The sequence below is a fragment of the Alloalcanivorax sp. C16-1 genome, from assembly GCF_046507805.1.
Taxonomy (GTDB): Bacteria; Pseudomonadota; Gammaproteobacteria; order Pseudomonadales; family Alcanivoracaceae; genus Alloalcanivorax.
In genome coordinates, this window is record NZ_JBKFTK010000002.1 from 510,477 (window position 1) to 535,022 (window position 24,546).

The 24,546-nt window shown below is 67.0% G+C and carries 21 protein-coding genes; 19 read left to right on the plus strand and 2 right to left on the minus strand.

The annotated features are described in order from the left end of the window. The first annotated feature begins 72 nt into the window (after window positions 1–72). From ACLD0W_RS09560 to ACLD0W_RS09585, 6 genes are all read left to right on the plus strand, one after another. Window positions 73–693 carry a TetR/AcrR family transcriptional regulator gene (locus tag ACLD0W_RS09560; RefSeq protein WP_204429208.1) on the plus strand — a complete coding sequence of 207 codons (621 nt, stop codon included), beginning with the start codon at window positions 73–75 and terminating at the stop codon, window positions 691–693. Between the two features lie 61 nt (window positions 694–754). Further along, window positions 755–1,231: a L,D-transpeptidase family protein gene (locus tag ACLD0W_RS09565; protein ID WP_410307252.1), complete on the plus strand. Its 477-nt coding sequence runs from the start codon at window positions 755–757 to the stop codon at window positions 1,229–1,231. Between the two features lie 11 nt (window positions 1,232–1,242). Continuing rightward, entirely contained in the window at window positions 1,243–2,265 is a 1,023-nt protein-coding gene (gene nagZ, locus ACLD0W_RS09570) for a beta-N-acetylhexosaminidase (RefSeq protein WP_410307253.1), read from the plus strand. Continuing rightward, window positions 2,262–3,533 carry a mechanosensitive ion channel family protein gene (locus ACLD0W_RS09575; RefSeq protein ID WP_410307254.1) on the plus strand — a complete coding sequence of 424 codons (1,272 nt, stop codon included), beginning with the start codon at window positions 2,262–2,264 and terminating at the stop codon, window positions 3,531–3,533. The genes nagZ and ACLD0W_RS09575 overlap by 4 nt, the downstream gene beginning before the upstream one ends. After that, window positions 3,517–4,086, plus strand: a complete 570-nt coding sequence (locus ACLD0W_RS09580) for a hypoxanthine-guanine phosphoribosyltransferase (RefSeq protein WP_410307255.1) — start codon at window positions 3,517–3,519, stop codon at window positions 4,084–4,086. The genes ACLD0W_RS09575 and ACLD0W_RS09580 overlap by 17 nt, the downstream gene beginning before the upstream one ends. Before the next feature lies 1 nt (window position 4,087). Then, window positions 4,088–4,828, plus strand: a complete 741-nt coding sequence (locus ACLD0W_RS09585) for an S-methyl-5'-thioinosine phosphorylase (protein ID WP_410307256.1) — start codon at window positions 4,088–4,090, stop codon at window positions 4,826–4,828. 26 nt (window positions 4,829–4,854) lie between these two features. Here the strand turns inward: ACLD0W_RS09585 and ACLD0W_RS09590 are convergent, their stop codons facing one another. Further along, complete coding sequence (locus tag ACLD0W_RS09590; RefSeq protein WP_410307257.1) at window positions 4,855–5,637, minus strand: helix-turn-helix transcriptional regulator; 783 nt, start codon at window positions 5,635–5,637, stop codon at window positions 4,855–4,857. A gap of 163 nt (window positions 5,638–5,800) precedes the next feature. On the opposite strand from ACLD0W_RS09590, the gene ACLD0W_RS09595 reads away from it, so the two are divergent. The 3 genes from ACLD0W_RS09595 to ACLD0W_RS09605 all read left to right on the plus strand — a co-directional run bounded on the left by ACLD0W_RS09595 (window position 5,801) and on the right by ACLD0W_RS09605 (window position 10,747). Continuing rightward, window positions 5,801–7,036 (plus strand): NAD(P)/FAD-dependent oxidoreductase, encoded by a 1,236-nt coding sequence (locus ACLD0W_RS09595; RefSeq protein WP_410307258.1) that lies wholly within the window; start codon window positions 5,801–5,803, stop codon window positions 7,034–7,036. A 244-nt stretch (window positions 7,037–7,280) separates the two neighbouring features. Next, entirely contained in the window at window positions 7,281–9,749 is a 2,469-nt protein-coding gene (locus ACLD0W_RS09600) for a galactose oxidase-like domain-containing protein (protein WP_410307259.1), read from the plus strand. Window positions 9,750–9,775: 26 nt separating this feature from the next. Continuing rightward, window positions 9,776–10,747 (plus strand): hypothetical protein, encoded by a 972-nt coding sequence (locus ACLD0W_RS09605; protein WP_410307260.1) that lies wholly within the window; start codon window positions 9,776–9,778, stop codon window positions 10,745–10,747. 69 nt (window positions 10,748–10,816) lie between these two features. Here the strand turns inward: ACLD0W_RS09605 and mfd are convergent, their stop codons facing one another. Then, a complete protein-coding gene (mfd, locus tag ACLD0W_RS09610) occupies window positions 10,817–14,260 on the minus strand; it encodes a transcription-repair coupling factor (protein ID WP_410307261.1) in 3,444 nt (1,147 codons plus the stop codon). Between the two features lie 157 nt (window positions 14,261–14,417). Between mfd and tesB the strand changes: the two genes are divergently transcribed. From tesB to nqrM, 10 genes are all read left to right on the plus strand, one after another. After that, on the plus strand, window positions 14,418–15,293 hold the full coding sequence (gene tesB, locus ACLD0W_RS09615) for an acyl-CoA thioesterase II (RefSeq protein ID WP_410307262.1): 876 nt from the start codon (window positions 14,418–14,420) through the stop codon (window positions 15,291–15,293). A gap of 127 nt (window positions 15,294–15,420) precedes the next feature. Next, window positions 15,421–16,875, plus strand: a complete 1,455-nt coding sequence (locus ACLD0W_RS09620; protein ID WP_410307263.1) for a glyceraldehyde-3-phosphate dehydrogenase — start codon at window positions 15,421–15,423, stop codon at window positions 16,873–16,875. A 276-nt stretch (window positions 16,876–17,151) separates the two neighbouring features. Then, window positions 17,152–18,498 carry a Na(+)-translocating NADH-quinone reductase subunit A gene (locus ACLD0W_RS09625; RefSeq protein ID WP_410307264.1) on the plus strand — a complete coding sequence of 449 codons (1,347 nt, stop codon included), beginning with the start codon at window positions 17,152–17,154 and terminating at the stop codon, window positions 18,496–18,498. Window position 18,499: 1 nt separating this feature from the next. Next, window positions 18,500–19,759: an NADH:ubiquinone reductase (Na(+)-transporting) subunit B gene (locus ACLD0W_RS09630; protein WP_410307265.1), complete on the plus strand. Its 1,260-nt coding sequence runs from the start codon at window positions 18,500–18,502 to the stop codon at window positions 19,757–19,759. Continuing rightward, a complete protein-coding gene (locus tag ACLD0W_RS09635; protein ID WP_410307266.1) occupies window positions 19,759–20,571 on the plus strand; it encodes a Na(+)-translocating NADH-quinone reductase subunit C in 813 nt (270 codons plus the stop codon). Before ACLD0W_RS09630 ends, ACLD0W_RS09635 begins: the two co-directional genes overlap by 1 nt. Then, window positions 20,571–21,236: an NADH:ubiquinone reductase (Na(+)-transporting) subunit D gene (locus ACLD0W_RS09640; RefSeq protein WP_204429242.1), complete on the plus strand. Its 666-nt coding sequence runs from the start codon at window positions 20,571–20,573 to the stop codon at window positions 21,234–21,236. The genes ACLD0W_RS09635 and ACLD0W_RS09640 overlap by 1 nt, the downstream gene beginning before the upstream one ends. 21 nt (window positions 21,237–21,257) lie before the next feature. Beyond that, entirely contained in the window at window positions 21,258–21,878 is a 621-nt protein-coding gene (gene nqrE, locus ACLD0W_RS09645; protein ID WP_204429243.1) for an NADH:ubiquinone reductase (Na(+)-transporting) subunit E, read from the plus strand. Window positions 21,879–21,899: 21 nt separating this feature from the next. Continuing rightward, window positions 21,900–23,129 (plus strand): NADH:ubiquinone reductase (Na(+)-transporting) subunit F, encoded by a 1,230-nt coding sequence (nqrF, locus tag ACLD0W_RS09650; protein WP_410307267.1) that lies wholly within the window; start codon window positions 21,900–21,902, stop codon window positions 23,127–23,129. 120 nt (window positions 23,130–23,249) lie between these two features. Continuing rightward, window positions 23,250–24,278, plus strand: a complete 1,029-nt coding sequence (locus ACLD0W_RS09655) for an FAD:protein FMN transferase (protein ID WP_410307268.1) — start codon at window positions 23,250–23,252, stop codon at window positions 24,276–24,278. Window position 24,279: 1 nt separating this feature from the next. Then, window positions 24,280–24,516, plus strand: coding sequence for a (Na+)-NQR maturation NqrM (gene nqrM, locus ACLD0W_RS09660; protein ID WP_262730313.1), 237 nt, complete (start codon window positions 24,280–24,282; stop codon window positions 24,514–24,516). Window positions 24,517–24,546: the final 30 nt, after the last annotated feature.

Sequence of the window (24,546 nt, forward strand, 5' to 3'; positions counted from 1 at the left end):
TCCCTTGACCTGCCCGGCGGCCAAACGTATGTTTCAAACGTTTGTTTTCCGACCTGTCCGGCGCGAGGTGCCATGTCTCAGTCCGATACCGTCCAGCGCATCCTCGATGCGGCGGAAGTGCTGTTCGCCCAGAAGGGATTCGCCGAGACCAGCCTGCGCGCCATCACCAGCCGGGCCGGCGTCAATCTGGCGGCGGTGAATTACCACTTCGGTTCCAAGGAAGCGCTGATCCAGGCGGTGTTCGAGCGCTACCTGACGCCATTCTGCCAGGCCCTGGACGCCAAGCTCCAGGAGCTGGAGGGGCAGGGCGCCGCCGACCTGGAGAAGCTGTTCGGCGTGGCCTCGCGGCTGGCGCTGGGCTCCCACGGCGACGAGCCGCGCCGGGCGATGATCTTCTTCCGGCTCTCCGGCCAGGCCTACAGCCAGCCCCAGGACCACCTGCGCGCCTATCTGCGCGAGCACTACGGGGCCGTGTTCCGCCGCTTTCTGGCGCTGCTGCGCACGGCGGTGCCGGAGGTGCCGCCCATGGAGCTGTTCCTGCGCGTGCACTTCAGCCTGGGCGCGGTGATTTTCACCCTGTCCGGCATGGAGTCCCTGCAGACCATCAGCAAGAAGGATTTCAACACCGACATCACCGCCGCCCGCATCACCCAGCAGTTGCTGCCGTTCGTGGTCGGCGGCATTCGCGGCTGACCCCGCCGCGACAGGGTTCCCGCCGTTCCCGCCGTGCGCACGATTGCTGTATCGTTGCGCCATGCACATCATCGTTTCTCTGGCCGACCAGACCCTGACGCTCGACGGCGCGGGTGGCGGCACCACCGTTTACCCGGTGTCCACCGCCGCCGCCGGCGCCGGTTGCCATCAGGGCAGCAACGCCACGCCCCTGGGGCGCCATCTGGTGCGCGCGCGCATCGGCGACCGCCTGCCCCCGGGGGCGGTGTTCCGGGGCCGCCGCTTCCACGGCGAGATCTACGACCCGGCCCGGGCCGCCGAGCGCCCCGGCCGGGACTGGATCCTGAGTCGCATTTTGTGGCTTGGGGGGCTGGAACCGGGCCGCAATCAGGGCGCGGACGTGGATAGTTTCCGGCGCTTTATTTATATTCACGGCACGCCGGACAGCGAGCCCATGGGCGCGCCGGCGTCGCACGGCTGCATCCGCATGCGCAACACGGATGTAATCGCACTCTTTGCCCGGGTGCCGGTGGCCACGCCGGTGACCCTCGTCGAATAAAGACCTATTGCATGCAACCACACAACGAGATCCAGCCTCTGCTGATGCTGGACCTGGAAGGCCTTACCGTCACGGACCAGGAACGCGAACTGCTGCGCCATCCGGCGGTGGGCGGCCTGATCCTGTTCAGCCGCAACTATCAGGCGCCGGACCAGCTGCACCAGCTGGTGCGCGCGGTGCGCGCCGAGCGCCCGGACATCCTGATCGCGGTGGACCAGGAAGGCGGCCGGGTGCAGCGCTTCAAAACCGAATTCACCCGCCTGCCGCCGATGGCCAGCCTGGGCCGTTACCTGGACCGTGATCCCGAGGCGGCGCTGGCGGCGGCGGACCTGCTCGGCGAACTGATGGCCGACGAGCTGCGCGGCTTCGACATCGACATCAGCTTCGCCCCGGTGCTGGACCTGGACCACGGCCACTCGGCGGTGATCGGCGACCGCAGCTTCCACGCCGACCCGCGACAGGCGGTGGCCCTGGCCGGCGCCTTCATGGACGGCATGGCGCGCGCCGGCATGGCCGCCACCGGCAAGCATTTCCCCGGCCACGGCCATGTGGCCGCCGACTCCCATCTGGAGCTGCCCGAGGACCCCCGTGACCGGGACGCCCTGCGGGACGACCTGTGGCCGTTCCGCGCCCTGGCCCCCCGGTTGGACGGCATCATGCCCGCCCATGTGCGTTATCCGGCGGTGGCGCCGGAGCCCGCCGGTTTCTCCCCGCACTGGCTGGGCCAGGTGCTGCGCGGCGAGTGTGGCTACCGGGGGGTGATCTTCTCCGACGACCTGGCCATGGCCGGTGCCGCCGAGGCCGGCGACTACCCCCAGCGCGCCGAGGCGGCGCTGGCGGCGGGCTGCGACATGGTGCTGGTGTGCAACGACCGGGCCGGCGCCGTGCAGGTGATGCAGTGGCTGGAGACGCAATCGTTCCAGGGCCGGGTGCCCGCCGCCGCCCTGCGTGGCCGGCCCCGGGCGCCAATGGCGCTGAGCCGCCGCCACCAGGCCGGTGACGTGGCCGACCTGTTGATGAAGGACGCGCGATGAACTGGCAAACCCTGACCGATTGGCGTCAATTGCTGGAGTGGCCCGGCCCGGACACCGACACGGTGGTGTGGCTGAGCCAGGTGTTCGCCGTGGTGTTTCTCACCGTGGCCACCAATTTCATCCTGATGCGGGTGATCGACATCATCGATCACTTCAGCAGCAAGACCCAGAACCTGTGGGACGACGCCCTGCTGGAGGCGGCCCGGGTGCCGGTGCGCCTGCTGCTGTGGGTGGTGGGCCTGTCGGTGGCGGCGGAGATGCTGCAGTCGGTGTCCGAAAGCGCCATCTTCGAGTACGTGGCGGAAGTGCGCCGGGTGGCCTTTATCGCCATCATCGCCTACTTCCTGACCCGCCTGGTCACCAACGTGGAGACCAACCTGGTCAACCCGGACCGGGTCAAGAAGCCGATGGACAAAACCACCGCCAACGCGGTGGGCAAGCTGCTGCGCATCTCGGTGCTGATCACCGCGCTGCTGATCATTCTGCAGGCCCTGGGCTACAGCATCTCCGGGGTGCTCGCGTTCGGCGGCGTGGGCGGCATCGCCGTGGCCTACGCGGCCAAGGATCTGCTCGCCAACTTTTTCGGCGGCATGATGGTGTACCTGGACAAGCCCTTCAAAGTGGGCGAGTGGGTGCGCTCTCCGGACCGCGCTATCGAAGGCACCGTGGAGCACATCGGCTGGCGGCTGACGCGCATCCGCACCTTCGACCAGCGGCCGCTGTACGTGCCCAACTCCCTGTTCACCACGGTGGTGCTGGAAAACCCGTCGCGGATGCTCAACCGCCGCATCAACGAGAAGATCGGTATCCGCTACGACGACTGGCAGGCGATGCCGGACATCGTGGCGGCGGTGCGCAAGATGCTGATCGACCATGAAGACCTGGAAACCGACTACCGGACCCTGATCGTCAACTTCGATCATTACGGGGATTCCTACATCGAGTTCTTTATCTACACCTTCACCAAAACCACCGACTGGGTGCGTTATCACGAGATCAAGCAGGACGTGCTGATGCGCATCATGCACATCGTGAACGATCACGGCGCGCAATTCGCGTTCCCCACGCGCACCCTGCACATGCACGCCGATACCGCCCCGCCTCGGGATGACGCCGGCGACGACCCGGACCCTGAGTCGGGCGACCACGACGAGGCGCCCTCGGCGCGGCGCGGTGTCGCCCGGGGCGCGAACCGTAACCGGCGCGACCGCCGCCAGGGCTGGAAAGGCGAACAGGATCAGGAGACAGGCGATGACGACGGCGAATGAGCTGAAGAACGAACTGATGCGGGTGCGCCGCGAGGCCCGCGAACTGCATTCCCACGATGACGTTCAGGCGGCCATCGGCCGGGTGGCGGTGCAGCTGACCACCGATTTTTCCGAACGCTTTCCGGTGTTCGTGACGATCATGAACGGCGGCATCGTGTTCGCCGGGCAACTGCTGACCCGGCTGGACTTCCCGCTGGAGGTGGATTACCTGCACGCCAGCCGTTACCAGGGCGAAACCAGCGGCGGCGATGTGCAGTGGATCGTCACTCCCACCGCCAGTCTGGCCGGCCGCGACGTGGTGATCCTCGACGACATCCTCGACGTGGGCAACACTCTGCTGGCCATCATCGAAGCCTGCAAGGCCCAGGGCGCCGCCAGCGTCAGCACCTGCGTGCTGGTGGACAAGGTCCACGACCGCAAGGCCCGCCCGGGCCTGAAAGCCGACTACACCGCCCTGGAGGCGGAAGACCACTATCTGTTCGGCATGGGCATGGACTACAAGGGCTACTGGCGCAACGCGCCGGGCATTTTCGCCCTCGACGAGGAAGGCTGAGATGCTGGCGTTCATCGGCGGCACCGGCCTGACCCGCATCGAGGGGCTGACGATCCGCAAGCACCACGCCATCCGCACCCGCTTCGGCGAGGCCTCGGCGCCGGTGGTGGAAGGCGAGCTGAACGGCGCGCCGGTGCTGTTTCTGGCCCGCCACGGCGATCCCCATGTGCGCCTGCCCCACCAGGTCAACTACCGGGCCAATATGCTGGCCCTGAAGGAAGCCGGCGCCAGCGAGATCGTGGCGGTGAACGCGGTGGGCGGCATCAGCGCCGACACCGGCGCCCTGGTGGTGCCCGAGCAGATCATCGATTACACCTGGGGCCGTGACGGCACCTTCTTCGACGATCCGGACGAGCCGCTGGTGCACGTGGATTTCAGCTGGCCGTTCGACGCCGCCCTGCGTGAGCGGCTGAAGGCGGCCCTGGCCGCCGCCGGCGCCCCCTGGGTGGACGGCGGCTGCTACGCCGCCACCCAGGGGCCGCGCCTGGAAACCGCCGCCGAAATCCGCCGTCTGGAGCAGGACGGCAACACCATCGTCGGCATGACCGGCATGCCCGAGGCGGTACTGGCCCGGGAACTGCAAATCCCCTACGCGATGCTGTCGCTGGTGGTGAACCCGGCGGCCGGCAAGGCCGACCGGGAAATCACCATGGCGGAAATCGAAGCGGTGCTGCACGGCGGCATGGCGCGGGTGCGCGCGGTGCTGGCGGCCCTCGCCACCGCCACGGCCTCGCTGCCGTAGGGGCGGTCGCTCAGTGTCCTAGCCCCTCAATGCCCCAACCACAGCGCCATCAGTTCGGCGCGGCTGCGCACGTTGAATTTGCGGAAGATCGTTTTCACGTGCTGATGGGTGGTGTGCGGGCTCTGGTTGAGGTCGTCGGCGATGGCCTTTTCCACGCCGCCACCAAGCAGCGGTTTCAGCACCCGCCGTTCGGCGGGGGTGAGCGGCTCCTCGGCGATCAGCCGGCCGTGGCCGAGATGCAGCTGGCGGTTGAACCAGGCCAGGCTGCGCAGGGCGTAGGCGGCGATCTCCAGGTCGGCGCGGCGGAACGGCGCCTGGCCGCGCAGCCGGTCGAACATAAAGAAGCTTTCCAGATCCTCGTTGACCGGCAGAATCACGAACAACCGGTCGATGATGCCGCGCCCCAGATAGTGCAGCTGGTAAGAGCGCCCCTGGTAAAACGCCTCGGACACCTGATCCGACAACAGGCTGGCGCGGAACCGGCCGGCCTGGCGCACATGGGCGAAGGTGGATTCGTCCGGCTGCTCGCGGCCCTGGTCCACGCCGCTCACCGCCTTGCGGTAGGCGGCCTGGTCATTGGGCAGCTCGCCGTGAAACACCACCGAGGCGGGGCGCCAGCCGTTCAGCGGATCCTTGGCGTTTTCGCTCAGGCGGATCGCGCACAGCCAGCAACCGTGGCGGCTGTCGATCAGATCGCCGATACCGGAAAACAGCGCATGCAGATTGCTGTCCGGATCCGAGGCGGGCCGTTGCCCCAGGTGGTCCCACAGCCGATGCACGGCGGCCTGGGTGGGGTCGTCAATGGTCATAGGCGTTTTTTGAGTGGCGGATGAACGTTCCCGGCGGCCCGGATAGTGGCACAGCCGGGGAGCCGCCGCCAGCGCGCCCCCGGTTCCATGTGGCTGCCGTGCCCGCTATGCTGCGCGCCGATGGCAGCGGATCGTCCCCGGACAAAGAACGAAGAAGTGGCCAATGAAACAGCAACACTATGACGTGGTGATCCTGGGGGCCGGGGCGGCGGGCCTGATGTGCGCCGCCACCGCCGGCTACCGGGGCCATTCGGTGCTGGTGCTGGACCGCGCCAACAAACCGGGCAAGAAGATCCTGATGTCCGGCGGCGGGCGCTGCAACTTCACCAACCTGAACACCACGCCGGCCCATTTCACCTCCGCCAACCCGCATTTCTGCAAATCGGCCCTGAACCGCTATTCCCCCTGGCATTTCCTGGAACTGGTGGAGCGCCACGGCGTGGAGCACGTGGAAAAAGCGCCCGGGCAGCTGTTCTGCGCCGGTTCCAGCAAGGACATTCTGCAAGTGCTGCTCACCGAGTGTGAGTGGGCCGGCGCCGAGGTGCGTCTGAACACCGAGGTGACCCACCTCAACGGGGTGGCGGTGGACGGCGAGGGCGCCGCGCCGGGGCTGGCGGAGCGAGTGGCCGAGGGCTTTCGGCTGCGCACGGAAGCGGGCCCGGAGATCCTCGCCCGGCGGCTGGTGGTGGCCACCGGCGGCCTGTCCATTCCCACCCTGGGCGCCGGGCCGTTCGGCTACCGGCTGGCGGCGCGCTTCGGCCTGCCGGTGCGGCCCACCCGCCCCGGGCTGGTGCCGTTCACCCTGCAGCCGGCGGACAAACGCTGGCTGGCGGAGCTGGCCGGGGTCAGCGCCGAGGTGGTCGCCGAAGCCGGCGGGCGCCGCTTCGCGGAGCCGCTGCTGATCACCCACCGGGGTCTGTCCGGGCCGGCCATGCTGCAGGTCTCCAGCTTCTGGACCCCCGGCGAACCGGTCACCGTGGACTGGCTGCCGGCGCTGGCGGACCCGGCCGCCGACCTGCGCGCGGCCCGCGCGGCGCAGCCCGGCGCCGGCGTGGAAAAATGGCTGCGCGGCTTCATGTCCCAGCGGCTGGCCGGCATCCTCACCGAGCACTTCGACTGGGGTGGCCCGCTGCAGCACCACGGCAATGAGCGCCTGGCGGAGATCGCCGCGGTGCTCAAGGGCTGGCGCTTCAAACCCTCCGGCACCGAGGGCTACCGCACCGCCGAAGTGACCCTGGGCGGCCTGGACACCGACGCGGTGTCCTCCAAGACCTTCGAGGCCAGGGCGGTGCCCGGCCTGCACTTTATCGGCGAGGTGCTGGACGTCACCGGCGAACTGGGCGGCTTCAACTTTCAATGGGCCTGGGCCAGCGCCCACGCCGCCGGCCAGGCGCTCTGACCACGGCACGAGCGTGCCATCCCCGCTCCACAGAAACGGGCCGTTTTGTTTGCCCTGTCGCCGCCGCGTGAAACTTTTACGGTAGTTCGGTAACCCGCTTTCTCCCATCGGTATGGATGCGTCGGAATGTGGTAATTCCGTGCCCGAACGCTCACGACGCCCGCCGCTCTCCCGGCGCAGACTCGATCCATCGTGGCCTGACCGCGACTCCAATGACATAACAATGACAGCCGGAGAGAGCATCATGGGACATCTGGAACGGCTTATCGGTTTGAGTCTGCTGGCCGGCGCGCTGGCCGCCTGTGGCGGCGGCGGTGGTGGTGGCGGCGGTGACACGGCGGTGTCCGGCGGCGGTGACGGTCCGGTGGACGAGGGCACGCCCCGGGCCGAGGATCCGATGGACCCGGCGCCGGCGCCCCGGGGCGCGTCGTTCGCCGGCCGCGAATACCAGTGCCAGGGCGACGGTTGCCAGCTGGGCCAGTTCGCCGGCCCGTTCGCCGAGCCCACCATCCGCTACAGCGACGCCAGCACCGGCGATAACCTCAAGGTGGTGACCACCGACGACAAATGCCTGGAAGACAGCGAGGGCGACCTGCGCTGCAAGCCGGCGGCGGGGTCCATCGCCTTGCTGCCGGACAACCGGCTGGTCTACTTCAACGCCCTGGAAGGCACCGAGAACGTGGAGTTCTCCATCGTCGCCGAGTTCGGTTTCGTGGCGGTGAACGACCAGACCCGGGTGCTCAATCTGGGCCCCGCCGGTCCCCAGGACAGCATCAGCTGGGAACGGCCCTCGCCGGTGCGCGGTGGCGCCAACGTGGACGGCAACGACAGTGACACCCTGCTGCCCGGCAAGGAGCTGACCGACGCGGAAAGCACCCCGGGCAACGACGGCGCCCTGTTCTGCGCCGACGTGATCCAGCTGGCCGACGGCCGCATCATGGCGGTGGGCGGCACCGACTACTACACCGAACCGTCCCTGGGCTCGGTGTTCCCCCAGGCCCGCGACGTGCTCGGGTCCATCGACAACGAGATTCCGCTGCCCAGCAACTTCGGCGAGATCAGCGTGCCGGACGACATCGGCGTGGTGGAACTGGAAGGCCTCAAGGACGCGCGCATCTTCGATCCGGCGGACAACAGCTGGACCCAGACCGGCCACATGATCCACGGCCGCTGGTACCCGAGCCTGGTGACCCTGCCCGGCGGCGACATCTTCGTGGCCAGCGGCGTCACCAAACTGCTCAAGCCGGTCTACACCGGCGCCCTGATCGGCGGCGAGAGCAGCGGCCTGCGCGAGCTGCTGCAGTCCGCCGACAATGTGCGCGCCAGCGAAACCTACGACCTGCAAAGCGGCACCTGGAGCGAGAACGGCGAGCGCCCCCTGCCGGGCCTGGACAGCACCGCCGGCAAGCCGCTGCCGCTGTACCCGCGCCTGCATCTGCTGCCCAACGGCCAGGTGTTCTACAACGCCGCCGGCCAGGCCTTCAATCCGTTCGGCCAGTCCTACAACCAGGCGCAATGGAACTTCGTATCGGTCTACGATCCCGAGCAGGAACTGTGGACCGACCTGGGCTACGCCGGCCTCAACGTGCAGCTCGACGAGCTCGGTCTGGAGCGCATCACCCATGCCCTGACCCTGACCAGCCCGAATCTGCTGGAGGATCTGATCGGCACCGGCGAGGGCCTGCTCAGCGGCCTGCTGGGCGACCCCCTGGGCAGTCTGGAGCAGGTGCAGAACCTGCTCGGCGACGTGGCCGACCCGCAGGTGGCCAACCGGCTGCTGGGCGCCGGCTTCCGGGGCTCCACCTTCTCGATCATGATGCCGCTGCGCCAGAACGGCGCCGGTGAGTACGACACCGCCCGCTTCCTCACCGCCGGCGGCGTGGTGGGCGCGGTGGCGGCCACCAGCCCGGGCAGTTACCTGGCGGTGCCCAATGCGCGCATGGACACCGTGGAAGTGAACGTGCCGGACACCGAAAGCGGCATGCGCTATTCCTCGGAAATCGTCGGCAACCTGAACGGCCCGCGCTGGTACTCCACCGCCGTGCTGCTGCCGGACGGTTCGGTGATGGCCTTCAACGGCGCCAACCGGGACGAGGTGGTGCTGCCGGGCTCCGCCAACCCGGTGCAGGTCACCGAGCGCTTCGACCCGAACACCGGAACCTGGACGCCCATGGCCAGCTCCCTGAACCCGCGCACCTACCACAATACGGCGCTGCTGCTGCCGGACGGCCGGGTGCTGGTGGGCGGCCACGCGCCGATCAATACCGCCTACCTGTTCAGTCTCAACCTGGAGGAGCTGGGCTTCTCGCCCAACGACGGCCGCGACCCGTCCTTCGAAATCTACAGCCCGCCCTATGTGTTCAAGGACCGCCCGGAGATCCTGTCCGCCCCGACGGAGGTGTCCCACGGCGAGGCCATCGACATCCAGGTGGACGACGCCGCCGCCATCAACGAGGTGCTGCTGGTGCGCCGTACCAGCCTGACCCACCTGGTGGACGGCGATCAGCGTACCGTGGTGCTGCCGCACACGGTGGGCGACGGCCAGGTCAGCGTGACCATTCCGGGCAACGCGGCGGTGGCCCCCGCCGGCCATTACCTGCTGTTCGTCAATCGGGTGGCCAGCGATGGCTCAGCCATGGTGGTGCCGTCCACCGCCGCCTCGGTGCAGGTGCTGCTGCCGGATGCGGCGCCGACCCTGTTGGTCCGACAATAGCTGGCCCGGCAATGAGGAGCGCGACCATGACCGTTCGATTCCGTTTTGCCGGCCTGCTGGGCCTGGCCGGCCTGCTGCTGGCCGGCGCCGCCGGCGCCCACGGGCCGGAAGCCAAAGCCGTGAAGGCGCGGCTGGACCCGTTACCGGCGGCGCTGGCCGGCGTCGACGCCCAGGTGCAGACCACGGTGGCGCCGCAGCTGGTGGTGGCCAACGACAGTGACCGCACCCTGGAAATTCTCGATGGGGAAGGGCGTGCTTTCCTGCGCATCGACCGGGGCGGGGTGCTGGCGGACCTGGCCAGCCCGGCCTGGTACCGGGGCCAGACCGCCGCCCGGGGCGTGCCGCTGCCGGATGGCGTGGCCCAGGACGCGGCGCCGCGCTGGGCCAAGGTCAACGACCGGCCCCACTGGGGCTGGTTCGACCCGCGGCTGCGCACCGACGGCGTGGCGGTGCCCCACGATCTGGAGCACGCCGGCCGGCCGGCGCGGCTGGCCGACTGGCGGGTGCCGGTGCGGCGGGCCGGCGAGGCCAGTGCCCTGGCCGGGTCGTTCCGCTATGAACCGCTGCCGCCGGGACGCTTTCTGTCCCGGCTCACCTCCGACCCGGTGCTCACCGAGCGGGTCACCGTGACCCTGGCGCCGGGCACGGTGCCGGCGCTGCACCTGCACAATCAGGGGGAGAAGCCGGTGGTGGTGGCGGACGCCAGGGGCCGGCCCTGGCTGCGCGTGGGGCCCGGTGGCAGCTTTCTGAACGCCGCGCCGGAGGCCGCCGAGGCGAAGTGGGTGAAGGTGGCCGGCGGGCCCCGCTATACCTGGACCGAGCCGCGCGCCGCCTACGCCGAGCGCTGGCCGTCGGCGGCGGTGCTGGACGCCGGTGAGCGGGCCCGGGTAAGCACCTGGACCCTGCCGGTGACGGTGGGGGACACGCCGGTGGCGGTCACCGGCGAGGTGCTGTGGGTGCCGGGTGAGCGGGTGGCCGACAGCGGCCACCATCATTAGCGCCGACGCCGATCGCGACTGAAGTCGCTCCTACAACACCCCTCGCCGTAGGAGCGACTTCAGTCGCGATCAACCACGGCCGCCGGCCAACCGCTCCAACACCTGCTCCACCACCTCGAAGCGCTCGGCGGCGGTCTCCGACTCCAGCTCGAAGCGCAGGGTGCTGGCGCCCTCCAGCTTGTAGAGATTGGGCCCGGACTGCACCAGCTTGACGATGGTCAGCGGGTCCACCGGGGTGCGCTCGGCGAACTCCAGCTTGCCGCCGCGCGGGTGGGCGTCCAGCCGGGTGATGCCCAGGGCCTCGGCGCGCTGGCGCAGGGCGGTGACCCGGAACAGATTCTTGAGCGGATCGGGCAGCAGCCCGAAGCGGTCGATCATCTCCACCTGCAGCTCTTCCAGCTGTTCCAAGGTCTTGCTGCCGGCGATGCGCTTGTACAGCGTCAGGCGGGTGAACACGTCCGGCAGATAATCCTCCGGGATCAGCGCCGGGATGCGCAGGTTCACCTCCGGCCCGCCGGACAGCGGCCTGGCGGTGTCCGGCTGCTCGCCGTTCTTCAGGGCTTCCACCGCCTGCTCCAGCATCTCCATGTACAGCGAGAAGCCGATTGCCTCCATGTTGCCGTGCTGTTCCTCGCCGAGCAGCTCGCCGGCGCCGCGGATCTCCAGGTCCTGGCTGGCCAGCACGAAGCCGGCGCCCAGGTCGGTGGCCTGCTCGATGGCCTCCAGGCGCTTGAGGGCGTCCTTGGTCATGGCCCGGGGGCTGGGGGTGATCAGGTAGGCGTAGGCCTGGTGGTGGCTGCGGCCCACCCGGCCACGCAGCTGATGCAGCTGGGCCAGGCCCAGCTTGTCGGCGCGCTCGATGACGATGGTGTTGGCGCTGGGCACGTCGATGCCGGTTTCGATGATGGTGGTGCACACCAGCACGTTGAAGCGGCGGTGGTAGAAGTCGCTCATCACCGCTTCCAGCTCGCGCTCGCGCATCTGCCCGTGGGCGATGCCGACGCGGGCGTCCGGCACCATCTTGCGCAGTTCCTCGGCGGTGCGCGCCATGGTGTCGATGTCGTTGTGCAGGTAATAGACCTGGCCGCCGCGCAACAGCTCGCGGAGGATCGCCTCCTTGATGGCGGTGTCGTTCTTCTGCTGCACGAAGGTTTTCACAGACAGGCGTTTTTGCGGCGGCGTGGCGATAATGGAAATATCGCGCATGCCGCTCATGGCCATGTTCAGGGTGCGCGGAATCGGCGTGGCGGTGAGCGTGAGAATGTCGCACTCGGCGCGCAGCTCCTTGAGCCGTTCCTTGTGGCGCACGCCGAAGCGGTGTTCCTCGTCGACGATGATCAGGCCCAGGTCGGAGAACGCCACTGATTCCTGCAGCAGCTGGTGGGTGCCGACGACGATGTCCACCTTGCCGGCCTTGAGCCGGTCGAGCACATCGCTCTTCTCCTTGGCGCTGCGGAAGCGGGACAGCACCTCGATGTTCACCGGCCAGTCGGCGAAGCGGTCGACGAACGATTCGTAGTGCTGCTGGGCGAGCAGGGTGGTGGGCACCAGCACCGCCACCTGGGTACCGCTCTGCACCGCCACGAAGGCGGCGCGCATGGCCACCTCGGTCTTGCCGAAGCCGACGTCGCCGCACACCAGCCGGTCCATGGGTTTGGCCAGCTGCATGTCGCTGATCACCGCGCGGATGGCCGCCTCCTGATCCGGGGTTTCCTCGAACGGGAAACCGCTGGCGAAACGCTCGTAGTCTTCCGATTCGACGCCGAAGGCGCGGCCCTGGCGGGCTTCCCGGCGGGCGTAGGTGTTGAGCAACTCGGCGGCCACGTCGTTGATCTTCTCGGCGGCCTTCTGGCGCGCCTTGGTCCATTGCTCGGTGCCCAGGCGGTTGAGCGGCGGGCTGTCGCCGCCGCCGTAGCGGCTGATCAGGTGCAGGGAGGACACCGGCACGTAAAGTTTGTCGCCGCCGGCGTACTCCAGCAGCAGGAATTCGTGCTCCTGGCCGTGCACCGCCATGTGCACCAGGCCCTGGTAGCGGCCCACGCCATGGTCCAGGTGCACCACCGGTGCGCCGATGCTGAGCTCGCCCAGGGAGCGGATGCCCAGTTCGTTGCCGCTGTCTTCGCTGGTGCGTCGGCGGCGGCGCTGCATCACCCGCTCGCCGTACAGCTCGCTCTCGCTGACCACCAGCAGCTGGTGGTCCGGCGCGTAAAAGCCGGCGTCCAGCTCGCCACGGGTCAGGTTCCAGCGTTGCGGGTCGGCCAGGAAGTCCGCCCAGCCGTCCTTCAGGGACGGCTGGATGCCGATCTTCTGCATCAGCTCCAGCAGCGCCTCGCGGCGCCCGGCGGTTTCCGCCACCACCAGGATGCGCAGATCCGGACGGGCATCGGCGAAGGCGTGCAGCGGCGTCAGCGGGTTGCCGGCGCGCGGGTCGGCGGCCACCTTGGGCGCCGCCTCCACCCGGAACGACACCGCCCGCTCGCCGTCGCGCTGGCGGGCCCGGGGCAGCCGCTTCCAGGCGCCGTCCAGTTCATCCGGGCGCAGGAACAGCCGGGCCGGCGGCAGTACCGGCCGGTAAATATCATGGCGGCGCTGTTCGTAGCGGGCGCTGACTTCGTCCCAGAAGTGCGCGGCGGCCTCCTCGCAGCCGGCCATTTCCAGGGCGCGGGCGTTGGCGGGCAGGTAATCGAACAGGGTGGCCTGGCTGTCGAAGAACAGCGGCAGATAGTATTCCAGCCCCGGCGCGGCGATGCCCTCGGACACCTCCTGGTAGAGCGGCACATGGCGCGGGTCCACGTCGAAGGTGTCGCGGAAGGCGGTGCGGAAGTGGCGGATGCCCTCGGCGCTGAGCGGGTACTCGGCGGCCGGCAGCAGATTGATCTCGGTGACCTGACCGGTGGAGCGCTGGGACTCCGGGTCGAACAGGCGCAGGGATTCGATGTCGTCGTCGAACAGCTCCACCCGGAACGGCTGCGAGGTGCCCATGGGGAACACGTCCATGATCGCCCCGCGCACCGCGAACTCACCGTGTTCGTAGACGTTGTCGCGCTGCCGGTAGCCGCAATCCACCAGCCGGGCGCGGGTGGTCTCCATGTCGAAGGGCTCGCCGACGCGCAGCATGAAACTGTTGCCGGCGATGTGCGACGGCGGCGCCAGCCGCTGCATCAGGGTATTCACCGGCACCACCAGCACGCCGTGGCGGGCGCTGCTCAGCCAGTTGAGCACGCGGATGCGGTCGCTGACGATGTCCTGGTGCGGGCTGAACAGGTCGTAGGGCAGGGTTTCCCAGTCCGGGAACAGCATCACCGGCAAATCGCTGCCCGCGAGATAGAAGCTGAGGGCGTCGGCCAGTTGCTGGGCGCGGCCGCTGCCGGGGGCCGCCACCAGCAGCGGGCCGTCCAGGGAGCGCGCCACCTGGGTGAGCACCGCCGCCAGGCTGCCGTCGGACAGACCGCGCCAGTCCTTGAAGTGCTCGTTGCCGGCGGGGAACAAGGGGGTATCGGGTAACAGCGTCATCGTGCCTCCATCGAGGGCGCGCATTGTAGCGCAGTCCCGTGACGGCTTCATGAGGGGATCGGCGCCCGGCGCCGGGGTGTCGGCGGGAGCGGTGGTTCGACCGCGAAACGCTGGTCTGTGGTAGCATCGCGCCGCTCGGTATACGCAGAGGCCAACAATGAAAGAATCGGTTCGGGAATTGATGCAGCGCTTCAATCTGGAAACCCTGGAGAACAACCTGTTCCGGGGCCAGAGCGAAGCCAACGGCCAGCGCAGCATCTTCGGCGGCCTGGTGGCCGGCCAGGCGCTGCTGGCGGCTTCCATGACGGTGCCGGAGGACCGGCCGGTGCATTCCCTGCACGCCTACTTCCTGCGCCCCGGCGACATCCGCCGGCCGGTGATCTACGACGTGGACCGTATCCGCGACGGCCGCAGCTTCACCACCCGGCGGGTGAACGCCATTCAGCACGGACGTCCGATTTTCAGCCTGTCCACCTCCTTCCAGGTGGAAGAGGAGGGCGCCCGGCACCAGACCTCGATGCCGGACGTGCCGGCGCCGGAGGACCTGGAGAGCGATGAGTCCGCCCGCCTGCGCATGGCCGACCGCATTCCCAAGCAGTTCCGCGACGACTTCCTGCGCGAGCGGCCGCTGACCTTCCGCCCGGTGACGCCGCGCAATGTGTTCGAGCCGGAAACCCGCGAGCCGCTCAAGCAGTTCTGGTTCAAGGTGGACGATACGGTGGAGGCGGACCGCATGACCCAGCGGGCGCTGCTCGCCTATTGCTCGGACTTCGGCTTCATGGGCACCGCCATGCAGCCCCACGGCATGACCTTCTGGCAGGGCAATATGCAGTGCGCCAGCCTCGATCATGCCATGTGGTTCTACGACGATTTCCGTATCGATGACTGGCTGCTCTACCATTGCGAGAGCCCCGGCGCCGCCGGCGCCCGCGGGCTCACCTTCGGCCACATCTACCGCCGCGACGGCGTGCTGGTGGCGTCGGTGGCCCAGGAGGGCCTGATGCGCCTGCGCCCCGGCGAGGAGCCGGTCTGATCACAACGACCCCCGGATCGCGGGGCGGCTGGATGCGGCTGGCGATTGGCGCTATCATGCGCGCCCCCAGGCCTGTCCCCCTGGCGGCCCGGACCCCGACCTGCAGACCCTGACTGAGAGGCGCCCCGTGAACAAACTGGAAGACCACTTCGGACGCTGGAAAAACCGCGAAGAGATCGCCGAAGCCATGATCCCCATGATTGGCCGGCTGTATCGGGAGAAGAATGTGACCACCCAGGTCTACAGTCGCTCCCTGGTCAACAAGTCCGTGATCCAGATCCTCAAGGATCACCGTTTCGTCAAGCAAATCGAGGCCAGCCTCTCCGAAAACGGCCTGTCCGTGGTCGACTCCTTCCCGATCCTGCAGGAAGTGGCCAAGCTGGACATCGGCCCGAGCCGCATCGACATCGGCAAGCTGGCGGTGGCCTACAAGAAGGACGACAAAGGTCTGTCCCTGGAAGAGTACGTACGCCAGGAACTGGCCGAAGCGGTGGACCAGAAGGTCGACCTGCCCGGCCAGAAGGACGTGGTGCTGTACGGTTTCGGCCGCATCGGCCGGCTGCTGGCCCGCCTGCTGATCGAGAAGACCGGTTCCGGCGACGGCCTGCGCCTGAAGGCCATCGTGGTCCGTGAGTCCGGCAAGGAAGACCTGCAGAAACGCGCCAGCCTGCTGCGCCGCGACTCCGTGCACGGTCCGTTCGCCGGCACCATCGCCGTGGATGAGGAAGAAAACGCCATCATCGCCAACGGCAACTACATCAAGGTGATCTACGCCAACGATCCGTCCAAGGTGGATTACACCCAATACGGCATCAACGACGCCATCCTGGTGGACAACACCGGCAAGTGGCGGGACCGGGAAGGCCTGTCCCAGCACTTGCAGTGCGCGGGCGTGGCGCGGGTGATCCTGACCGCACCGGGCAAGGGCGACCTGAAGAACATCGTGCCCGGCGTCAACCACGACATGGTGGAAGACTCCGACACCATTCTGTCGCTGGCGAGCTGTACCACCAACGCCATCGTGCCGCCGCTGAAGGCGCTGAACGACAAGTTCGGCATCGAAGTGGGCCACGTGGAAACGGTGCACTCCTACACCAACGACCAGAACCTGCTGGACAACTTCCACAAGGGCCCGCGCCGTGGCCGCGCCGCGCCGCTGAACATGGTGCTCACCGAGACCGGTGCCGCCACCGCCGCCGCCAAGGCGCTGCCGGATCTGGCCGGCAAGCTCACCGGCAACTCCATCCGGGTGCCGACCCCGGACGTGTCCATGGCGATTCTGAACCTGACCCTGGGCAAGGAAACCACCCTGGAAGAGCTGAACGAGTACCTGCGCTGGGTGAGCCTGCATTCGCCGCTGCAGCGTCAGATCGACTTCATCAGCAGCCCGGATGCGGTGTCCACCGACTTCGTCGGCTCCCGTCACGCCGCCGTCATCGACGCCGAGGCGACCATTGTCAACAATGGCCGTCACTGCGTGCTGTACGTGTGGTACGACAACGAATTCGGGTACAGCTGCCAGGTGGTGCGCCTCCTGCAGCAACTGTCCGGCGTGGAGTATCCGCGTTACCCGAAAGACTGACCGGTTAGTGGAAAAAGCCCGCTTCAGCGGGCTTTTTCTTGCGAACATTTGGGGAATACCCACAAGGTCAATCCTGGCATCCGGACCGTGCGGTCATTATAATGTCGCGCGCCGGCCCCGGCCGGCTTCTCCGGAGCTGGGTGCCCGGTACCTCCCGAACGGGTGTTCCTGACGCTTTCTACCGGTTTTCGCGCGCCTTCCCGCCTCCCCGCCAACCAGCGGTCCCCGGGGAATGCGCCGCTCGACTTCAGCAACACGCAACGTGGGCGAGACACTATGATCAAAATCAAGAAGGGGCTTGACCTGCCCATCGCCGGCGCACCGCGCCAGGCGATCGAGGAAGGTCATCAGGTCCGTTCTGTGGCCGTGCTTGGCGGCGACTACGTGGGGATGAAACCGACCATGGAGGTCCGCGAAGGCGATACGGTGAAGAAAGGGCAATTGCTCTTCACCGACAAGAAGACCGACGGTGTCCGGTACACCGCGCCCGCCGGCGGCAAGGTCCTGGCCGTGAACCGCGGCCACAAGCGCGTGCTCCAGTCCGTGGTGATCGAGATCGCCGAGCAGGAAGAGGAAATCACGTTCTCCGCCCACGCCCCCGAGACCCTGGGTGGCCTGGACCGCGAGGCGGTCCAGCAGCAGTTGGTGGAATCCGGTGAGTGGACCCTGCTGCGCACCCGGCCCTTCGGCAAGGTGCCGGCGCCGGGCAGCACCCCCAACTCCATCTTCGTGACCGCCATCGACACCAACCCCCTGGCCCAGGACCCGGCGGTGGTGATCAAGGAAAACGAAGAGAGCTTCCGCCACGGCCTCACCGTGCTGACCCGTCTCACCGACGGCCCGGTCTGGGTGTGCAAGGCACAGAAGGGCGATCTGCCGTCCTTCGCCGAAGGCCAGGTGCGGGAAGAGACCTTCGCCGGCAAGCACCCGGCGGGCAACGCGGGCACCCATGTCCATCACCTGGACCCGGTGAGCCTGAAGAAGACCGTCTGGACCCTGGGTTACCAGGACGTGATCGCCATCGGCAAACTGTTCGTCGACGGGCGCATCAGCACCGACCGGGTGACCGCCCTGACCGGCCCGCAGGTGAAGACGCCGCGGCTGCTGCGCACCCGCGTCGGCGCCAGCCTGGAAGACTTCACGCGCGGCGAACTGAAGGACGGCGACAATCGCGTCATCAGCGGCTCGGTGTTCAACGGACACCACGCCCGTGGCCCGATGCTGTTCCTGGGCCGCACCGCCAATCAGGTGACGGTGCTGCGTGAAGGCCACGAACGCGAACTGCTGGGCTACATTTCTCCCGGCGGCAACCGTTTCTCGGTGATGAACATCTACCTGTCCAGGCTGATGCCGGGCAAGCGCTTCAACTTCACCACCACCACCAACGGCAGTGAGCGGGCCATGGTGCCGATCGGCGCCTACGAGGAAGTGATGCCCCTGGACATCCTTCCCACCCAACTGCTGCGCTCGCTGATCGTCGGCGATACCGACTCCGCCATGGCGCTGGGCGCCCTGGAACTGGTCGAGGAAGACCTGGCCCTGTGCACCTTCGTGTGTCCGGGCAAGTACGAGTACGGGCCGATCCTGCGCGACAACCTGACCACGATCGAGGTGGAGAGCTGAGATGGGTCTGAGAAACTACATCGACGACAAAATCGCCCCGCATTTCCACGAGGGCGGCAAGTTCGAGAAGTACTACGTCTTCTTCGAAATGTTCGACACCATGCTGTACAGCCCGGACTCGGTGACCCGGTCCGCGGCCCACGTGCGTGACGGCATCGACCTGAAGCGGATCATGATGACGGTCTGGTTCGCCACCTTCCCGGCGATCCTGTTCGGTCTCTACAACACCGGCTACCAGGCCAACCTGCAGATCACCGAGTTCGGCTACGACGCCATCCCCGGCTGGCGCGCGGACCTGGTGATGGCGCTCACCGGCTTCGACTACCAGAGTTTCTGGGCCAACATGCTGCACGGCCTGGTTTACTACGTGCCGATCCTGGTCGTCGTCTACCTGACCGGCTTTTTCTGGGAAGCGCTGTTCGCCTGGAAACGCGGCCATGAGGTGAACGAGGGCTTCTTCGTCACCGGTATCCTGTTCACCCTGATCCTGCCGCCGGCCATTCCGCTGTGGCAGGTGGTGTTGGGCGTGTCCTTCGGCGTGGTGATCGGTAAGGAAGTGTTCGGTGGCACCGGCAAGAACTTCCTCAACCCGGCGCTGGTCGGCCGTGCCTTCCTGTACTTCGCCTACCCGGCGCAGATGTCCGGCGACTCGGTATGGACCGCCGTGGACAACTTCTCCGGCGCCACGCCGCTGAGCCTGGCCGCCTCCGGCGACCTGAACTTCTCCGCCGGCCTGGCCGAGAACGCCCTGAACGCCGGCGCCAACGGCGCCACCCAGAGCCTGGCCTGGATGGACACCTTCCTGGGCGGCATCCAGGGCTGTATCGGTGAAACCTCGGTGATCGCCATCGCCCTGGGCGCGGCCTTCCTGCTGTTCACCAAGATCGCCTCCTGGCGGATCATGCTCGGCGTGCTGATCGGCATGGTGGCCATGAGCGGCCTGTTCAACGTGCTGGGCAGCGACTCCAACCCGATGTTCGCCATGCCCTGGTACTGGCACCTGACCGTGGGCGGCTTGGCGTTCGGCCTGGTGTTCATGGCCACCGACCCGGTTTCCGCCTCCATGACCAACACCGGCAAGCTGATCTTCGGCGCGCTGATCGGCGTGATGACGGTGCTGATCCGGGTGGTCAACCCGGCGTTCCCGGAAGGCATCATGCTGGCGATCCTGTTCGGCAACCTGTGCGCCCCCCTGATTGACTACTTCGTGACCCAGGCGAACATCCGTCGTCGCCTGCGTCGCACCGGCGGAGCGGTGTAATGGCTGGAAGCAAAGATAGCGTAGCAAGAACCCTCACGGTCGCGTTCCTGGTCTGTCTGGTGTGCGCGGTGGTGGTGGCCACCGCCGCGGTGAGCCTGCGCCCCGTGCAGCAGAAGAACCAGACCCTCGACCGCCGCGTGAATATCCTGCAGGCCGCCGGCCTGTATCAGCCCGGCATGGACGTGGAAGCGGCGTTCAAGACCATCGATCGCAAGTTCGTGGATCTGGAAACCGGTGAGTACGTGGACAAGCCGGACTCCTACGACCAGCTCAAGGCGGCCAAGGACCCGGATCAGAGCGAGCGCCTCGATCCCGAGGACGACATCGCCGGGATCAAGACCCAGGCGGACGTGGCCGAGGTGTTCCTGGCCCGGGACGACGCCGGCGACCTGACCCGCATCATCCTGCCGATCCGTGGCTACGGCCTGTGGTCCACCCTGTACGGCTTCATGGCCCTGGAATCCGACGCCAAGACCATCGCCGGCCTGGGCTTCTACCAGCACGGCGAGACCCCGGGTCTCGGCGGCGAGGTGGACAACCCGGCCTGGAAGGCGCTCTGGGAAGGCAAGAAGATCTATGACGAGGACGGCGATATTGCCATCCAGGTCATCAAGGGTACCGTGGACAGTGGTACGCCCAACGCGGAGAACAAGGTGGACGGCCTGGCCGGCGCCACCCTGACCAGCAAGGGCGTGAGCCACCTGGTACGGTTCTGGGTCGGCGCGAAAGGCTTCGGCCCCTACCTGGAACGCATGCAGAACGGCGAAGCCGGTGACGGTTCCGAGGCCGGCGAAACTGGAGGAGAGGCGTAATGGCGGAGAAGACAAAGGACCTGTTGTTCGGTCCGATTTTCGACAACAACCCCATCGCGCTGCAGATCCTGGGTATCTGCTCCGCGCTGGCGGTGACCAGCAACCTGAGCACCACCGTGACCATGTGTATCGCGCTGACGTTGGTGACCGCGTTCTCCAACTTCTTCGTGAGCACGGTGCGCAACGTGATCCCGTCGAGCATCCGCATCATCGTGCAGATGACCATCATCGCGTCGCTGGTGATCGTGGTGGACCAGTTCCTCAAGGCCTACGCCTACAGCATCTCCAAACAGCTGTCGGTGTTCGTCGGCCTGATCATCACCAACTGCATCGTGATGGGCCGCGCCGAGGCGTTCGCCATGAAGAACGCGCCGATTCCTTCCTTCATGGACGGCGTGGGCAACGGTCTTGGTTATTCGGTGCTGCTGCTGACCCTGGGCTTCGTGCGTGAGCTGTTCGGCGCCGGCAGCCTGTTCGGCATCCAGGTGCTGCCGACCACCGCCGACGGCGGCTGGTACGCCACCAACGGTCTGCTGCTGCTGCCGCCGAGTGCCTTCTTCCTGATCGGCTTCTTTATCTGGGCGGTACGCGCCTGGAAACCGGAGCAGGTGGAAGAGGACGACTTCAAGATGAAGCCGCACAGCCGCGTCAGCGACGCGTTTTAACGGCCAGAACGGGAGCTCATCATGTTTGAACATTACGTCAGCCTGTTCGTCCGCGCCGTTTTCGTGGAGAACATGGCGCTGGCCTTCTTCCTGGGGATGTGTACCTTCATCGCCATCTCCAAGAAGATCGGCACCGCCATCGGTCTGGGTATCGCCGTTATCGTGGTGCAGACCATCACGGTGCCGGTGAACAACCTGATCCTGCACTATCTGCTCAACGAGGGCGCTTTGTCCTGGACCGGCATCGACGCGCTGGCCAACCTGGACCTGCGCTTCCTGGGCCTGCTCAGCTACATCGGCGTGATCGCGGCGATCGTGCAGATTCTGGAAATGACCCTGGATAAGTACGTGCCGAGCCTGTACAACGCGCTGGGCATCTTCCTGCCGCTGATCACCGTGAACTGCGCCATTCTGGGTGCTTCCCTGTTCATGGTGGAGCGCGACTACAACCTGGGCGAATCCGTGGTCTACGGCATCGGCGCCGGCACCGGCTGGGCGCTGGCCATCACGCTGCTGGCGGGCATCCGCGAGAAGCTGAAGTACAGCGACGTTCCCGACGGCCTCAAGGGGCTGGGCATCACCTTCATTACCGTGGGTCTGATGTCACTCGGGTTCATGTCCTTCTCCGGCGTGCAACTCTAAGGGTAAGGGGAGAGCGAGAACATGGGTTTTGAAATCATTCTCGGCGTGGTCATGTTCACCGCCATCGTGCTTGCGCTGGTGGCGGTGATCCTGATGGCCCGTTCCCGCCTGGTGATCAGCGGTGATGTGCACATCGACATCAATGGCGAAGCCGATAAAGGCATCGACGTGCCCGCCGGCGGCAAGCTGCTGGGCACCCTGGCGGACCAGGGCATCTTCCTGTCCTCCGCCTGTGGCGGCGGCGGCACCTGCGCGCAGTGCAAGTGCCAGGTACTGGACGGCGGCGGCGACATCCTGCCCACCGAGGAAGGCCACTTCACCAAGGGCCAGATTCGCGACGGCTGGCGCCTGAGCTGCCAGGTCAACGTCAAGCAGGACATGAAGATCAAGGTGCCCGAGGAATTCTTCGGCGTGAAGAAATGGGAATGCGAAGTCGTTTCCAATCCCAACGTGGCCACCTTCATCAAGGAACTGACCCTGAAGCTGCCGGAAGGCGAGAACGTGGACTTCCGCGCCGGCGGTTACGTGCAGCTGGAATCTCCGCCCTACGACATCGATTTCTCCAACTTCGATATCGAAGAGGAATTCCGCGGCGACTGGGAGAAGTTCAAGTTCTTCGACCTCAAGGCGAAGAGCAATGAAACCGTGGTGCGCGCCTACTCCATGGCCAACTATCCGGAAGAGAAGGGCATTCTCAAGTTCAACATCCGGATCGCCACGCCGCCCCCGGGCGCCAAGGACATTCCGCCGGGCCTGATGAGCTCCTACGTGTTCAACCTGAAGCCCGGTGACAAGATCACCGTGTTCGGGCCCTTCGGTGAGTTCTTCGCCAAGGAAACCGACGCGGAGATGGTGTTCATCGGCGGTGGCGCGGGCATGGCCCCCATGCGCAGCCACATCTTCGACCAGCTCAAGCGTCTGCACTCCAAGCGCAAGATCAGCTTCTGGTACGGCGCCCGCTCCATTCGCGAGACGTTCTACTCCGAGGAGTACGACCAACTGGCCGCGGAGAACGACAACTTCGAGTGGCATCTGGCGCTGTCCGATCCGCTGCCCGAGGACAACTGGGAAGGGCCCACCGGGTTCATCCACAACGTGGTCTACGAGAACTACCTGAAGGACCACCCGGCACCGGAAGACTGCGAGTACTACATGTGCGGTCCGCCGATGATGAACGCCTCCGTGATCAAGATGCTCGAGGACCTGGGCGTCGAACCGGAGAACATCATGCTGGATGACTTCGGTGGGTGATTGAACGTCATCGCGGCTGAAGCCGCTCCTACAGGTCAATGTAGGAGCGGCTTCAGCCGCGATCCGGCCGACGATGGCCCCCGCCACCTCTCCGACATCCTCCACCCGATCAACACACCCATGCCAATCCCTCTGACCCGCTTCTTCCCCCTCCTGGCCCTTCTGGCGCTGCTCGCCGCCTGCGACGACACCACCGATCGCCTGTCCGCGCTCAACGGCCCCACCATGGGCACCACCTGGTCGGTGAAATTCACCGGCACCCCCACGGAGGGCGTGCCCGCGCTGCGGCAATCCATCGAGGCGGCCCTGGAGCAGGTCAACGCGGACATGAGCACCTACCGCGAGGACGCCACCATCAGCCGCTTCAACCGCGCCGAGGCGGGCCGGGCGGTGACCCTGTCCGACGATTTCGCCCAGGTGCTGAACGAGGCCCTGACGATCTCCGCGGACACCGACGGCGCCTACGACGTGACCATCGGGCCGCTGGTCAACCTGTGGGGCTTCGGCCCGGACCCGGAGCGCTTCGAGCCGCCGCCGCAGGCGGAGGTGGACGCGGCCCGGGCCCGGGTGGGCTGGCAAAAACTGGCGCTGAACGGTGATCAACTGACGCAGCCCGGCGGGGTCTATCTGGACCTGTCGTCCATCGCCAAGGGCTTCGCCGTGGACAAGGTGGCCGGCGTGATGGAACAGGCCGGCATCCGCAATTATCTGGTGGAGATCGGCGGCGAACTGCGCGCTTCCGGCCAGAAGCCCCAGGGCCAACCCTGGCGCGTGGCGGTGGAGCGGCCGATTGTCGGCGTGCGCGAAATGGACAAGGTGATCGCCCTGCGTGACCTGTCCATCGCCACCAGCGGCGACTACCGCAACTTCTTCGAGGTCGACGGCAAGGTGTATTCCCACACCATCGACCCGCGCACCGGCTACCCGGTGGGCCACCAGCTGGGCTCGGTGACCGTGTTACACTCCAGTTGCATGGTCGCCGACGGCCTGGCCACGGCGCTCACCGTACTGGGGCCGGAAAAAGGGCTGGCGTTCGCCCGCGCCCGTGAACTGCCGGTGCTGTTCATTGTCCGAGGGGACGACGGTCCCGAGGAAATCATGACCGACGCCTTCCGCCGTATTCTGGAAGGTGAAGCAGGAGGAAACTGATATGTTGGGTACCATTCTGGCCGCGTTCGTCGTGCTGGGCCTGCTGTTCGCCGGCATGGCCATCGGCGTGATCCTGTCCAACAAGCCGCTCAAGGGCTCCTGCGGCGGGCTCGCCGCCCTGGGCATGAAGGACGGCTGCGAAATCTGTGGCGGCGACAAGGACGCCTGCGAGGAAAACACCCGCCAGGTCAGCGCCAAACGCGCCGCCGAACTGGGCCGCGACGTCCTTAAAACCTGATTCCGAGCCGCCGCGGGGGTTCCACCGCGA

Bases quoted from the DNA above. Each gene is read 5' to 3' on its own strand.
- ACLD0W_RS09560 (WP_204429208.1), top strand. From the start codon at position 73: ATGTCTCAGTCCGATACCGTCCAGCGCATCCTCGATGCGGCGGAAGTG.
- ACLD0W_RS09565 (WP_410307252.1), top strand. From the start codon at position 755: ATGCACATCATCGTTTCTCTGGCCGACCAGACCCTGACGCTCGACGGC.
- nagZ (WP_410307253.1), top strand. From the start codon at position 1,243: ATGCAACCACACAACGAGATCCAGCCTCTGCTGATGCTGGACCTGGAA.
- ACLD0W_RS09575 (WP_410307254.1), top strand. From the start codon at position 2,262: ATGAACTGGCAAACCCTGACCGATTGGCGTCAATTGCTGGAGTGGCCC.
- ACLD0W_RS09580 (WP_410307255.1), top strand. From the start codon at position 3,517: ATGACGACGGCGAATGAGCTGAAGAACGAACTGATGCGGGTGCGCCGC.
- ACLD0W_RS09585 (WP_410307256.1), top strand. From the start codon at position 4,088: ATGCTGGCGTTCATCGGCGGCACCGGCCTGACCCGCATCGAGGGGCTG.
- ACLD0W_RS09590 (WP_410307257.1), bottom strand. From the start codon at position 5,637: ATGACCATTGACGACCCCACCCAGGCCGCCGTGCATCGGCTGTGGGAC.
- ACLD0W_RS09595 (WP_410307258.1), top strand. From the start codon at position 5,801: ATGAAACAGCAACACTATGACGTGGTGATCCTGGGGGCCGGGGCGGCG.
- ACLD0W_RS09600 (WP_410307259.1), top strand. From the start codon at position 7,281: ATGGGACATCTGGAACGGCTTATCGGTTTGAGTCTGCTGGCCGGCGCG.
- ACLD0W_RS09605 (WP_410307260.1), top strand. From the start codon at position 9,776: ATGACCGTTCGATTCCGTTTTGCCGGCCTGCTGGGCCTGGCCGGCCTG.
- mfd (WP_410307261.1), bottom strand. From the start codon at position 14,260: ATGACGCTGTTACCCGATACCCCCTTGTTCCCCGCCGGCAACGAGCAC.
- tesB (WP_410307262.1), top strand. From the start codon at position 14,418: ATGAAAGAATCGGTTCGGGAATTGATGCAGCGCTTCAATCTGGAAACC.
- ACLD0W_RS09625 (WP_410307264.1), top strand. From the start codon at position 17,152: ATGATCAAAATCAAGAAGGGGCTTGACCTGCCCATCGCCGGCGCACCG.
- ACLD0W_RS09630 (WP_410307265.1), top strand. From the start codon at position 18,500: ATGGGTCTGAGAAACTACATCGACGACAAAATCGCCCCGCATTTCCAC.
- ACLD0W_RS09635 (WP_410307266.1), top strand. From the start codon at position 19,759: ATGGCTGGAAGCAAAGATAGCGTAGCAAGAACCCTCACGGTCGCGTTC.
- ACLD0W_RS09640 (WP_204429242.1), top strand. From the start codon at position 20,571: ATGGCGGAGAAGACAAAGGACCTGTTGTTCGGTCCGATTTTCGACAAC.
- nqrE (WP_204429243.1), top strand. From the start codon at position 21,258: ATGTTTGAACATTACGTCAGCCTGTTCGTCCGCGCCGTTTTCGTGGAG.
- nqrF (WP_410307267.1), top strand. From the start codon at position 21,900: ATGGGTTTTGAAATCATTCTCGGCGTGGTCATGTTCACCGCCATCGTG.
- ACLD0W_RS09655 (WP_410307268.1), top strand. From the start codon at position 23,250: ATGCCAATCCCTCTGACCCGCTTCTTCCCCCTCCTGGCCCTTCTGGCG.
- nqrM (WP_262730313.1), top strand. From the start codon at position 24,280: ATGTTGGGTACCATTCTGGCCGCGTTCGTCGTGCTGGGCCTGCTGTTC.